The following is a 12,990-nucleotide window of genomic DNA, read 5'->3' on the forward strand; positions in this document are numbered from 1 at the left end:
CGTGGGGTTAAGTTAAAAAAGTGCCTTACTATAGCAAAGGCCTGTTTTACAGGCATCTTACTTAGCAACGCTGTTGTTAACAGACGTTACCGGAGCGCACAAACCATTATTTGCTGCTGGTAATAAAAGATGAAATCTGGGCTTCGCTGGCCAGCCGCTGCTGCAGTGCCGCTGCTTCACCACGCGTCGGGTAGCCGCCCAGCTGCACGCGATAAACCGAACCGCTTGTTTCAACTTTACCCGGTACGCCAAAGCGCTGGCTCAGGCTGTTTTTCAGCTGTTGGGCACGGGCGGCATCATTCAGCGCACCGACTTGCACCACATAACCTGCGCCTGCCGGAGCGGCGCTGGCTGGCGCGCTGACCGGCGTTGCGGGCTCGCTGTTAACCATAGCCGATGCTGGTTCAGGCTCGCTGCCTTCCAGCACGCCGTTGGCTAAAGGTTGCGGCGCGCCCAGAAAGCCGCTGCTGCGCACCGGTGCGCCCATAGTGTCATCGCTCTGCAGCGTGCTGTTATCCACCGGACGGGTAGCTGCGCTGGTTGCTGCCGGGGCGACGCTGCTGCTGCCCATCATTATCATGCCACCAGCGAGATCGGGACGCGGCGGCAGGGCATAGCTCTGTTTCGCTACCTGAGTGCCAATGGTGCCGGGACCGGAAAGGGTGCCATCCGGCGCGACGGCAATATAGTCGAGACGCACACGGCTATTGTTGGAGATATTCAGGCGATCGCCTGCGGCGCGGGAGAGATCGATAACACGGCCTGGCGTATAGGGACCCCGGTCGTTGACGCGCACCACAATCTGACGACCATTCGCCAGGTTAGTCACGCGTACATAAGAGGGCAACGGCAGCGTCGGGTGCGCGGCGCTCAGCGCTTCCGGATCGTAGCTTTCACCGATCGCGGTGCGCTTGCCTGAGGCCTCTTCGCCATACCAGGAGGCCAGACCCACTTCGCTGTAGTTGGCAAGATTTTTAATGATGCGGTAGTTTTTACCGTTAACGCTGTAATCCTGGCTGGTCGCCGGATTGTAGGGTTCGTAACGCGGCTCCACGCCGGGGATTTCCACTACCGGGCCGTTATAAGCAGGTTGTGGCGGAGCCACCGTCTGCTGCTGTTCGGGTGCGCTACACGCAGCCAGTAACAGGGTCGCCAGTCCAACGCCAAGCCAGTCCTTACGCATGTGTACAGCCTCTTAAACGCTTTTTGATAACATTTTTCGGTGGGTGTGGATCGACATCACGATGCCAAATCCGGCCATTAACACGATTAGCGCGGAGCCGCCGTAGCTCACCAGCGGCAAAGGTACGCCAACTACCGGTAAGATACCACTAACCATGCCAATATTAACGAAAACATAAACGAATAAAATCAGCATCAAACCGCCCGCCATGACCCGGCCAAAGGTGGTTTGCGCCCGTGCAGCGATAAACAGGCCGCGCATAATCAGCAGCAGATAGAGCGCCAGCAGAACCAGCACGCCAACCAGCCCCAGCTCTTCCGACAGCACGGCAAAAATAAAGTCCGTGTGGCGTTCCGGCAAAAATTCCAGCTGCGACTGCGTACCGTGCAGCCAGCCCTTGCCGCGCAGACCGCCAGAGCCAATGGCGATTTTCGACTGAATAATATGATAACCGGCCCCCAGCGGATCGCTCTCCGGATCCAGCAGCATCATCACACGGTCGCGTTGATAGTCATGCATCAGGAAAAACCAGAGCACCGGAATAAAGGCCGCCAGCAACAGCACGGCGACGCCAATCAGCTTCCAGCTCATACCGGAGAGGAACAGCACAAACAGGCCCGAGGTAGCGATCAGGATCGAGGTTCCCAGATCGGGCTGAGCAGCCACCAGCAGCGTAGGAACAAAAATCAGGATCAGGGCGATAGCGGTGTTTTTCAGCGTCGGCGGACAGACGTCGCGGTTAATAAAGCGCGCCACCATCAATGGCACCGCAATTTTGGCGATCTCCGAAGGCTGGAAACGCACCACGCCCAGATCGAGCCAGCGCTGCGCCCCTTTACTGATATGGCCAAAGGCGTCCACAGCGATCAGCAGAATCACGCAAAAAATATAGAGATAGGGCGCCCAGCCTTCATAAACCCGTGGCGGGACCTGCGCCATCACGACCATTACCACCAGTCCCATCATAATCTGGACCATTTTGCGCTCCATCATGCCCGGATCCTGGCCGCTGGCGCTCCAGATCACAATAGAGCTGTAAATCAGCAGGGCGAGAATGACCAGCAGAAACAGGGGGTCGATATGGATGCGTGTCCAGATCGATTTTTTTTGCGGGCTATCGCTCATGGACATAATTATTCACCTTCATAGCCGGGCGGGGTGGGGGCGGCGTCCGGCAGTACCGTATTGTTATCGCCTAACATAATGTGGTCGAGAATCTGGCGCATCACGGTGCCCACCGCCGGACCGGCGCCGCCGTTTTCCAGAATGATGGTGACCGCCACGCGCGGCTTATCGTAAGGCGCAAACGCGGTCATTAATTTATGGTCACGCAGACGCTCGGCAATCTTATGCGCGTTATAGGTTTCATTCTCTTTCAGGCCAAACACCTGCGCGGTCCCCGACTTGGCGGCGATTTTATAGGGCGCGTCGGCAAAGCTTTTGTGTGCTGTGCCGTTTGGCCGGTTAGCCACGCCATACATGCCATCTTTGGCAATCTCCCAGTAGCCGGAGTGGATATCGCCAATCGGCGCTTCTGGCGGCTGACGGAACGGGATCATATTGCGGCCTTCGCGCGTGGCGCGCAGCAGATGCGGCACTTTTACCACGCCATCGTTAATCAGAATCATCAGCGCTTTGTTCATCTGAATTGGGGTTGCGGTCCAGTAGCCCTGGCCAATCCCGACCGGAATGGTGTCACCCTGATACCAGGGTTTTTTGAAGCGCTTCATTTTCCATTCACGCGTCGGCATATTCCCCGGGCTCTCCTGCGGCAGATCGATACCGGTACGATGTCCGTAGCCAAATTTGTTCATCCATTCCGACAGGCGATCAATGCCCATGTCGTAGGCGACCTGATAGAAAAAGGTATCCGCCGACTCTTCCAGCGATCGGGTCACGTTCAGACGGCCATGTCCCCATTTTTTCCAGTCGCGATAGCGCTTTTCCGAGCCGGGAAGTTGCCACCAGCCGGGGTCGAACAGGCTGGTATTGCGCGTAATCACGCCAGCGCTCAGCGCAGAAACCGCCACATAAGGTTTGACGGTAGAAGCTGGCGGGTAGGCAGCCTGAATCGCGCGGTTATAGAGCGGACGATTCTCATCGTTCAGCAGCGCCTTGTAATCTTTACTGGAGATGCCATCGACAAACAGATTGGGATCGTAGCTGGGGGTCGAGACCAGCGCGAGGATCTCGCCGGTACGCGGATCGCTGACCACCACGGCGGCGCGACTGCCCGTCAGCAGCGTTTCAATATACTGCTGCAGCTTGAGATCGATGGTCAGCCAGATATCCCGACCCGCCTGGGGCGACTGTTCATGCAGCTGACGAATGACGCGGCCACGGTTGTTAACTTCTACCTCTTCGTAGCCGGTTTTACCGTGCAGCTCATTTTCGTAATAGTTTTCGATACCCAGCTTGCCGATATCATGGGTGGCGGCGTAGTTAGGCCACAGCCCCTCTTTGTCCAGGCGCGCCACGTCACGATCGTTGATTTTGGAGACATAGCCGACCACATGGGTCAGCGTCGGGCCGTAGGGGTAGTAACGACGCTGATAGCCTTTTACCTCTACGCCGGGAAAGCGATATTGATTCACGGCGAAACGTGCCACCTGTACGTCGTTCAGGCCGGTTTTCAGCGGAATAGAGGTAAAACGCCGTGAACGCTTGCGCTCTTTTTCAAAAGCCACAAGGTCATCGTCGGTGAGGTCCAGCACCGGGCGCAGATCCTGCAGCGTCTTCTGCAGATCCTCCACTTTTTCCGGCACCAGTTCGGCCTGATAGATAGTGCGGTTCAGCGCCAGTGGCACACCGTTACGGTCATAGATAATGCCGCGGCTGGGGGCAACGGGGACCAGCTTGATACGGTTTTCGTTGGAACGGGTGCTGTAATCCTCAAAGCGCAGGATTTGCAGGTGATAAAGATTGACCACCAGTACGCAGGAGAGCACTAAAATACCGGCGAAAGCGACAAGCGCCCGACGGACAAAAAGTTTCTGTTCGGCGCTGTAATCGCGAAAGTCGTTGCTTTGTAATTTCATCCGCTGCTTGTTAAGTCGGGTGTGGCCTTATCGGTTATTCACGATGATAAGGATGATTGGCCGTGATGCTCCACGCACGATACAGGCTTTCAGCAACCAGCACGCGCACCAGCGGATGAGGTAACGTCAGGGTCGACAGCGACCAGCTCTGTTCCGCTGCGGCCTTACAGGCGGGTGCCAGCCCTTCCGGGCCGCCAATCAGCAGGCTGACGTCACGCCCGTCCTGTTTCCAGCGCTCAAGCTGATGCGCCAGTTGCGGAGTTTCCCAGGGGTGTCCCGGAATATCGAGCGTGACGATGCGGTTGCCTTTTCCCACAGCCGCCAGCATCGCTTCGCCTTCTTTTTCCAGAATGCGTTTGATGTCAGCGTTTTTGCCGCGTTTGCCAGCCTGCACTTCAGTCAGCTCCAGCGGCATATCTTTCGGGAAACGGCGCAGGTATTCCATAAAGCCGGTTTGTACCCAGTCGGGCATTTTGGTGCCGACGGCAACAAGTTGCAGCTTCACGCCTTAACCCCAGAGCTTTTCCAGCTCATAAAGCTGGCGGCTCTCTTCCTGCATCACATGCACAATCACGTCGCCGAGATCGACCACGACCCAGTCGGCAACTTCTTTGCCTTCCACGCCAAGCGGGATCAGACCGGCCGCGCGCGATTCCTGTACCACATGGTCAGCAATAGAGGCGACATGACGGGTAGAGGTGCCGGTGCAGATGATCATGCAGTCGGTAATGCTGGATTTGCCGTGTACATCCAGCGTCACGATGTTCTGGCCTTTCAGATCATCGATTTTATCGATAACGAACTCTTGGAGTATCTTACCTTGCAAAAGGTTCCCCCTTGGAAACAGGTCAATAGCGGGCTGGCTGTAAGCCCGGAAAACACAGCCAAAAATGAAGCGGCGCAGTATAGCACGCTGCGATCAGTTGCGATATAAGCCCGTGCGGTCGATATAATCAATCACCGACGGGGGTAACAGGTCATCGCAAGGGAGGCCCTGATGCCGACGCTGGCGAATCTCTGTTGCTGATATATTATACAGCGGCGTGTCGGCCAGCCAAATATAACCGGCAGGTTTCTGCTGCAAATCCTGAACCTGCTGCGCAAGATGTTGCTCCAGCCAGCGCTGCATCTCCGGCGTTTCCATACGCGTGGCATAACCGGGGCGCTTGCACACCAGCAGATGACACAGCGACAGCAGATCCTGCCAGCGATGCCACTTCGCTAATGACAGCAGCGAATCCTGACCAATGATAAATCCGAGCGGCTGCCGGGGGCCACGCTCGGCACGCAGCGACTCGAGCGTGGTAACGGTCCAGGAGGGGGTGGTACGCGCCAGTTCACGCTGGTCAATATCGAACAGCGGCCGCCCGGCAATTGCACATTGCAACATGGCGACGCGCTGCGCGGGCGAGGCTTCCGGCTGTGGCCGGTGTGGCGGGACGTTGTTCGGCAGCAGGGTGACTTTTTTTAATCCCACCAGCTGTGCCAGCGCCTCAACCGGACGCAGATGGCCATAATGCACCGGATCGAAGGTGCCACCGAACAGGGCGTGCAGCTCAGGCATCGGCATAACTCACCGGAAAGGCGCGACTGCAGAGCAGCAGCGTCAGGGTTTCCAGCTGCGACCAGACCTGCTGACCATAATCCTGCTTCAGGGTAAGTTCAACACGTGTCAGCAGATGCAGCGCGCGCTGCAAGCGCAGCGCGTCCAGACGCTGCAGCGCCTCGCTAAACAGGGCGCGACGATTCTGCCAGATGCGCTGTTGATCCATCAGTGTGCGCAGCGGCTGCTGATGCTGGTGGCGTTGTAAATGCAGTAAGGTCATCAGATCGCGCTGCAGCGTACGTAACAGAATCACCACTTCGCTCTCCTCTTTCGCCAGCTGGTGCAGAACATGCAGCGCACGTTTGCTTTTGCCCGCCAGCAGCGCGTCGACCCAATGCCAGGGGGTAAAATGGGCAGCATCGTTTACCGCCTCTTCCACGCGCGGCAGCGTCAGTTTGCCATCGGGCCACAGCAGCGAGAGGCGTTCCAGCGCCTGAGCCAGCGCCAGCAAATTGCCTTCGTAGCAGTAACAGAGTAACTGCACAGCCGCTTCATCGGGGGCGAGCTGCATCGCTTTCGCCCGATTCATCACCCAGCGCGGCAGCTGACCATGATCCGGCGTCAGGCAGGGCACCAGCACCGCATGGCTGCTCAGCGCTTTAAACCAGGCGCTGTTCTCCTGCGCTTTACTCAGCTTCGCCGTACGCAGGATCAGCAAAATATCACTATGCAGCAGGCCAGCAAGCTTCACCAGTTGCTCCGCCATGGCGGCGGGCGGGCCGTTTTCCGGCAGGATCAACGTCAGCGTCTGGCGCAGCGTAAACAGGCTGCGCGACTGGCACTGCATAAACAGGCTTTCCCAGTCGGTGTGCGCATCCAGGGTGACGCTGAAATGCTCTTCGAAGCCTTGTGCGGCTGCGGCGGTACGGATCAGATCCTGACTTTCCTGCAGCAGCAGCGGTTCATTGCCGCTGAGCAAATAGCAAGCGCGCAGCCCCTCACGGAGTTGCGCGCTGAGTTGTTCAGGGTAGATCCTGATCATTGCAGGCTGGTAGCCGAAGAGGAGGGCACTTCCGGCGAGTCGGCACCGGGGTCCAGCGCATCCGGTTGCGGTAATGTACTCTTGTTGTTGATCTGTGCCGCATGCACGCTTAACAACTTACGCACCAGCTGCTCGGCCGCACGTTCGCGCATCTCCTGAATGATAATATCCTGCTCGGCATCTTTCGCCAGCGCCGCATTCGGGTTATCGAAGAAGGAGCGATAGACCGTAGTGCTGATGGGATAGAGACCTTTGCCCGGCAGCAATACCTGCGCGCGTACGGTCATCACCAGCTGATATTCTGCGGTGGTGCCACTGATAAACACTGACGCAGTATCACGTCCACGGGTTTCCGCACCCAGGCGCAGCGTAGGAAGATCGGTACGATTTTCCGCCTCTGCGTCGCTGACCAGATGAATATTATTCAGACGCAGCTGCTGGCGTATGGTTCGCGTCAGCGGACCATAGGGATCGCTGCTGCTGAGAATCATACTTTTCAGCTCCGCAGGCACCTGGGTGGTGCCGCGCGGATGGAAGCCGCAACCGGCGGTAATCAATACCGCCAGAGTGACAAACAGCCTGATAATCGGATGTCGCACAGTTCCTCCTGAACTTAACCTACGACCAGGTTAAGCAGTTTGCCCGGTACATAAATCACTTTACGGATAGTGACACCATCAAGGTATTTCGCGACCAGATGTTCCTGAGCCGCACGTGCCTGCACCTGTTCCTGGGTAGCGTCGGCGGCAACGGTGATTTTACCGCGCACTTTACCGTTCACCTGCACCACCACCAGCACTGATTCCTCTACCATCGCGGCTTCATCCGCCTGCGGCCAGGGGGCATTATCAATGGTGCCTTCGCCGCCCAGCGCCTGCCACAGCACATAGCTGGCATGCGGGGTGAACGGATAGAGCAGACGCGTTACGGCCAGCAGCGCTTCCTGCATCAGCGCGCGATCCTGCTCGCTCTCCTGCGGCGCACGTACCAGCTTGTTCATCAGTTCCATGATAGCGGCAATCGCGGTGTTAAAGGTCTGGCGACGGCCAATATCATCTGACACTTTGGCGATGGTTTTATGCAGATCGCGACGCAGCGCTTTCTGATCGTCATCGAGGCTGTCCACATCCAGCGCCAGCGTGGCCCCTTTTGTGGTGTGGTCATAAGCCAGCTTCCAGACACGTTTCAGGAAACGGTTAGCGCCCTCGACGCCCGACTCCTGCCACTCCAGCGTCATATCCGCCGGTGAAGCGAACATCATAAACAGACGCACAGTATCGGCACCGTAGCGCTCAACCATCAGCTGGGGATCGATGCCGTTGTTTTTCGACTTCGACATTTTGCTCATGCCAGCATAGACCAGCTCGCGGCCAGCTGCGTCGGTGGCTTTAACGATGCGTCCTTTTTCATCACGCTCCAGGGTCACGTCAACTGGCGATACCCAGTTACGCTCGCCGTTGGCGCCGGGGTAATAGAAGGCATCCGCCAGCACCATGCCCTGGCAGAGCAGGCGTTTTGCCGGCTCATCAGAGTTCACCAGACCCGCATCGCGCAACAGCTTATGGAAGAAACGGAAATACATCAGGTGCATAATGGCGTGTTCAATACCGCCAATATATTGATCCACCGGCAGCCAGTAATTGGCGGCAGCGGGATCCAGCATCCCTTCGTTATAGTCAGCGCAGGTATAACGCGCGTAATACCAGGAGGACTCCATAAAGGTGTCAAAGGTATCGGTTTCGCGCAGCGCAGGCTGACCGTTGACAGTGGTTTTCGCCCAGTTGGGATCCGCTTTGATCGGGCTGGTAATGCCATCCATTACCACATCTTCCGGCAGCACCACCGGCAGCTGATCTTCCGGCGTCGGCATCACGGTGCCATCTTCCAGCGTCACCATGGGGATCGGCGCGCCCCAGTAACGCTGACGGGATACGCCCCAGTCGCGCAGACGATAGTTCACCTTGCGCACGCCGACGCCTTTTTCAGCCAGCGCGTCAGCGATAGCATTGAAGCCCGCCTGATGATCCAGACCGCTGAATTGCCCGGAGTTGAACAGCACGCCTTTATCGGTCATCGCCGCTGCGCTGACCTCCGGCTCGCTGCCGTCGAGGTTGAGTACCACTGGCTTGATCGGCAGATCGTATTTGGTAGCAAATTCCCAGTCGCGCTGATCGTGTCCCGGTACCGCCATGACGGCGCCAGTGCCATATTCCATCAGGACAAAGTTAGCGACCCAGACCGGAATTTTTTCACCGGTCAGCGGATGGAGAGCAAACAGGCCGGTAGGCATGCCTTTTTTCTCCATGGTCGCCATTTCTGCTTCTGCAACCTTAGTGTTACGGCATTCGGCGATAAAATCGGCCAGCGCCGGATTGTTCACTGACGCCTGGATCGCCAGCGGATGGCCTGCGGCAACGGCCACATAGGTGGCACCCATAAAGGTGTCCGGGCGCGTGGTGTAAACGGTGACTTTCTCTTCGCTGTCGGCCACGTCAAAGGTGATTTCTACCCCTTCCGAACGGCCGATCCAGTTGCGCTGCATGGTTTTGACCTGCTCCGGCCACTCTTCCAGCTTGTCGAGATCGTTGAGCAACTCTTCCGCATAGGCGGTGATTTTAATAAACCACTGCGGAATCTCTTTACGCTCAACTTTGGTGTCGCAGCGCCAGCAGCAGCCGTCGATAACCTGTTCGTTCGCCAGCACCGTCTGATCGTTCGGACACCAGTTCACCGCCGAGGTCTTTTTATAGACCAGGCCTTTTTCATACAGTTTGGTGAAGAACCACTGTTCCCAGCGATAGTAGTCGGGCTTACAGGTCGCCACTTCGCGGCTCCAGTCATAGCCAAAGCCCAGCAGTTTGAGCTGGTTTTTCATGTATTCGATATTGTCGTAGGTCCAGGGCGCTGGCGCAGTATTGTTTTTCACCGCGGCACCTTCCGCCGGCAGACCAAACGCATCCCAGCCAATAGGCTGCAGCACATTTTTGCCGAGCATACGCTGATAACGGGCAATCACGTCGCCGATGGTGTAGTTACGAACGTGGCCCATATGTAGACGGCCAGAAGGATAGGGCAGCATAGAGAGGCAGTAATATTTTTCTTTGCCTTCCTGCTCGGTCACTTTAAACGTTTCGTTTTCGTGCCAGTGTTGCTGGACGTGGGATTCTATCTCTTCCGGGCGGTATTGCTCTTGCATGGCAGCCTGTGGTCCTTTGTGAATAGCGCGAACTTAAAAGATCTCATTTTCGATCCGCATAGCATACCCATAAGGCCGCTTATCAACAACACTTCGCACCAGCGCAACCACGATTTATCCCGCCGCGCTCCTCTGGTGCTCAGCCTGCCGATTCAACCTTTTCTCAACGGGAGAAAGACGATAAGCGGTCTAAACTTAATTAACGCGGCGAGAACAGAAAGGAGAATAAAATGAACAAAGTGGCACAGGTCTATCGTGAAACGGTTGCCTCATTAAGCGAACGTATCAGTCGCGGTGACCGTAACCTCGATGCGCTGATGACGGAAACACGTCAGCGCTTACAGCAGCGCAACGATTTAACCCCCAGCCAGGTGGAAGAGATTTTACGGGCGGTACGGCGTGATATGGGGGAGTTTGCCCGCAGCTATGAAGAGGCTGAGCCTATCGGGGACTCGGTGTTTATGCGCGTGATCCGGGAAAGCCTGTGGAAAGAGCTGGCGGACATCACCGATAAAAGTCAGCTGGAGTGGCGGGAGGTGTTTCAGGATCTACATCATCACGGCGTCTATCACAGCGGGGAGGTGGTTGGTCTGGGCAACCTGGTGTGTGAGAAATGCCATTTCGAGCGGGCGATTTATACCCCGGAAACCCTTTCCCGTTGCCCGGAGTGTGGTCACGATCAGTTCCAGCGGCAGCCGTTTGAACCTTAAACGCGTATGAAAAAGCGGGCGCATCAGACGCCCGCTTGCCTGTTAGTGCAGAATTTTTGCGAGGAAATCTTTGGCGCGGTCAGATTGCGGGTTATCAAAGAAGTCATCCTTGCGTCTGTCTTCGATGATTTTACCTTCATCCATAAAGATTACGCGGTTGGCCACTTTGCGCGCAAAGCCCATTTCATGGGTCACCACCATCATGGTCATGCCTTCCTGCGCCAGCTCTACCATGACGTCCAGCACTTCGTTAATCATTTCCGGGTCGAGCGCAGAAGTTGGCTCATCAAATAGCATAGCAACCGGATCCATACAGAGGGCACGGGCGATAGCCACGCGCTGCTGTTGCCCCCCGGAAAGCTGACCGGGAAATTTCTGTGCATGGGCGGCAAGTCCTACGCGGCTCAACAATTTGAGACCTTTCTCGCGTGCGGCTTCTTTGTCGCGTTTCAGCACTTTAACCTGCGCCAGCGTCAGGTTGTCAACAATACTGAGATGGGGAAACAGTTCAAAATGCTGGAACACCATTCCCACTTTGCTGCGCAACTGCGCCAGATTGGTCTTTTTGTTGTTAACTTCGATCCCATTAACCACAATGCTGCCCTGCTGAATGGGCTCAAGTCCGTTAACAGTTTTGATAAGCGTGGACTTACCGGAGCCGGACGGACCGCATACCACAACCACCTCACCGGTTTTGACTTCGGTTGAGCAGTCGGTCAGCACCTGAAAGTGACCATACCACTTAGAAACGTTTTTCAGGTTAATCATTTATACCGTCCTTTTTCTTTTGAGATAGCTGACCAACAGCGAAGCGCTCAGGCTGATCACAAAGTAGACCAGACCTGCAAACAAAATCATTTCCACCTGGGTGCCGTCACGTTCACCGATCGATGATGCGGTGCGGAAGAAGTCAGCCAGGCTAAGTACATACACCAGCGAAGTATCCTGAAACAGGACAATACCCTGCGTCAGTAACAGCGGCACCATGGCACGGAACGCCTGTGGCAGAACGATCAGTTTCATTGCTTGCCAGTTGGTCATCCCCAGCGCCAGCGCGGCGTTGCCCTGACCGCGCGAGATACTCAGAATCCCGGCGCGGATAATTTCCGAGTAATAGGCCGCTTCAAATAGTGAGAACGCCACCATCGCGGAGATCAGGCGGATATCAGTTTTCGGCGATAGTCCCAGTACCTGTTGTAAAAAGCTGGGCACCACCAGATAGAACCACAGCAGCACCATCACCAGCGGTACCGAGCGGAACAGGTTAACGTACAGTTTGGCGAACCAGCTGATGGGCTTAAAGGTCGACAAACGCATCACCGCCAGCAGCGTGCCCCAGATAATACCGACGATAACCGCGGTCACGGTGATCTTCAGCGTCACCATCATTCCGTTCAGCAGGTAGGGCAGGCTGGGGCCAATCGAACTCCAGTCAAAATCGTACATTATTTATTTACCTCCCATCGAACCAGGCTGACGCACTTTGCGCTCAACCAGGCTCATGAGCAGCATGATCACCAGGTTGATGCCGATATAAGCCAGGGTAATGGCGGTAAAGGATTCGTAAGCATGAGCAGAGTAGTCAAGCAGTTTGCCCGCCTGCGCCGCCATATCGACCAGGCCGATAGTAGAAGCGATTGCGGAGTTTTTTACCAGGTTAAGCATCTCAGAGGTCATGGGCGGCACGATTATGCGATAGGCATTCGGCAGCAGCACATAGCGATAGGTTTGCGGTAGCGTCAGTCCCATGGCCAGACCGGCATTTTTCTGTCCGCGCGGCAGCGACTGGATGGCTGCACGCACCTGCTCACACACGCGAGCGGCGGTAAACAGACCCAGACAGATCATCGAGGAGAGGAAAAACTGAATGTTGGGATGCAGTTCAGCCTTATACCACATGCCAAGATCTTCCCCCACCAGTTCCGGGGCTACCAGATACCAGAAGAAGAATTGAACAATCAGTGGAATATTACGAAACAGTTCCACGTAACAGGTACCAATGCCTGACAGCAGGCGATTGGGCACAGTACGCAGAATGCCAAAAAAAGACCCGACAAAGAAGGCGATAATCCAGGCACAGCAGGAGACCGCAATAGTCACCTGAAAACCGGACCACAGCCAGCCGAGGTACGTGGTGTTGCCGAACGGGGCCTGTTCCAGAAAAATACCCCAGTTCCAATCTATACCCATAACAAGCTCCGGAAAAAAGGGTAGCTGAGCTACCCTGAAGATTGATGAGAGGCTTCTTGTTCCTGCTGAAGGGGAACGACCTGCA

At 56.2% G+C, this 12,990-nt stretch carries 13 protein-coding genes; 1 reads left to right on the forward strand and 12 read right to left on the reverse strand.

The annotated features are described in order from the left end of the window. Positions 1-106 precede the first annotated feature (106 nt). The 9 genes from rlpA to leuS form a co-directional block, all read right to left on the reverse strand. Positions 107-1,183 (reverse strand): endolytic peptidoglycan transglycosylase RlpA, encoded by a 1,077-nt coding sequence (rlpA, locus tag E0E17_RS12485; RefSeq protein WP_130834373.1) that lies wholly within the window; start codon positions 1,181-1,183, stop codon positions 107-109. Between the two features lie 12 nt (positions 1,184-1,195). After that, complete coding sequence (mrdB, locus tag E0E17_RS12490) at positions 1,196-2,308, reverse strand: peptidoglycan glycosyltransferase MrdB (protein ID WP_130835544.1); 1,113 nt, start codon at positions 2,306-2,308, stop codon at positions 1,196-1,198. 8 nt (positions 2,309-2,316) lie between these two features. Further along, positions 2,317-4,221 (reverse strand): peptidoglycan DD-transpeptidase MrdA, encoded by a 1,905-nt coding sequence (gene mrdA, locus E0E17_RS12495; protein WP_130834374.1) that lies wholly within the window; start codon positions 4,219-4,221, stop codon positions 2,317-2,319. Positions 4,222-4,255: 34 nt separating this feature from the next. Further along, a complete protein-coding gene (gene rlmH, locus E0E17_RS12500) occupies positions 4,256-4,726 on the reverse strand; it encodes a 23S rRNA (pseudouridine(1915)-N(3))-methyltransferase RlmH (protein WP_130834375.1) in 471 nt (156 codons plus the stop codon). Between the two features lie 3 nt (positions 4,727-4,729). After that, positions 4,730-5,047, reverse strand: a complete 318-nt coding sequence (gene rsfS, locus E0E17_RS12505) for a ribosome silencing factor (RefSeq protein ID WP_130834376.1) — start codon at positions 5,045-5,047, stop codon at positions 4,730-4,732. Between the two features lie 93 nt (positions 5,048-5,140). Continuing rightward, a complete protein-coding gene (nadD, locus tag E0E17_RS12510; RefSeq protein WP_130835545.1) occupies positions 5,141-5,785 on the reverse strand; it encodes a nicotinate-nucleotide adenylyltransferase in 645 nt (214 codons plus the stop codon). After that, positions 5,778-6,809, reverse strand: a complete 1,032-nt coding sequence (gene holA, locus E0E17_RS12515) for a DNA polymerase III subunit delta (RefSeq protein ID WP_130834377.1) — start codon at positions 6,807-6,809, stop codon at positions 5,778-5,780. Before holA ends, nadD begins: the two co-directional genes overlap by 8 nt. Continuing rightward, complete coding sequence (lptE, locus tag E0E17_RS12520) at positions 6,806-7,408, reverse strand: LPS assembly lipoprotein LptE (protein WP_130834378.1); 603 nt, start codon at positions 7,406-7,408, stop codon at positions 6,806-6,808. The genes holA and lptE overlap by 4 nt, the downstream gene beginning before the upstream one ends. Before the next feature lie 14 nt (positions 7,409-7,422). Continuing rightward, positions 7,423-10,005 carry a leucine--tRNA ligase gene (gene leuS, locus E0E17_RS12525; protein WP_130834379.1) on the reverse strand — a complete coding sequence of 861 codons (2,583 nt, stop codon included), beginning with the start codon at positions 10,003-10,005 and terminating at the stop codon, positions 7,423-7,425. Between the two features lie 230 nt (positions 10,006-10,235). Between leuS and E0E17_RS12530 the strand changes: the two genes are divergently transcribed. After that, on the forward strand, positions 10,236-10,715 hold the full coding sequence (locus E0E17_RS12530) for a zinc ribbon-containing protein (RefSeq protein WP_130834380.1): 480 nt from the start codon (positions 10,236-10,238) through the stop codon (positions 10,713-10,715). A 42-nt stretch (positions 10,716-10,757) separates the two neighbouring features. On the opposite strand, the gene E0E17_RS12535 is transcribed toward E0E17_RS12530, so the two are convergent. From E0E17_RS12535 to E0E17_RS12545, 3 genes are read right to left on the reverse strand one after another with little or no spacing between them, the layout of a single operon-like run. Next, on the reverse strand, positions 10,758-11,483 hold the full coding sequence (locus tag E0E17_RS12535; RefSeq protein WP_130834381.1) for an amino acid ABC transporter ATP-binding protein: 726 nt from the start codon (positions 11,481-11,483) through the stop codon (positions 10,758-10,760). Further along, positions 11,484-12,161, reverse strand: a complete 678-nt coding sequence (gltK, locus tag E0E17_RS12540) for a glutamate/aspartate ABC transporter permease GltK (protein ID WP_130834382.1) — start codon at positions 12,159-12,161, stop codon at positions 11,484-11,486. Positions 12,162-12,164: 3 nt separating this feature from the next. Then, complete coding sequence (locus E0E17_RS12545; RefSeq protein WP_130834383.1) at positions 12,165-12,905, reverse strand: amino acid ABC transporter permease; 741 nt, start codon at positions 12,903-12,905, stop codon at positions 12,165-12,167. Positions 12,906-12,990: the final 85 nt, after the last annotated feature.

Source organism: [Erwinia] mediterraneensis, from assembly GCF_900604315.1.
GTDB classification, from domain to species: domain Bacteria; phylum Pseudomonadota; class Gammaproteobacteria; order Enterobacterales; family Enterobacteriaceae; genus Pantoea; species Pantoea mediterraneensis_A.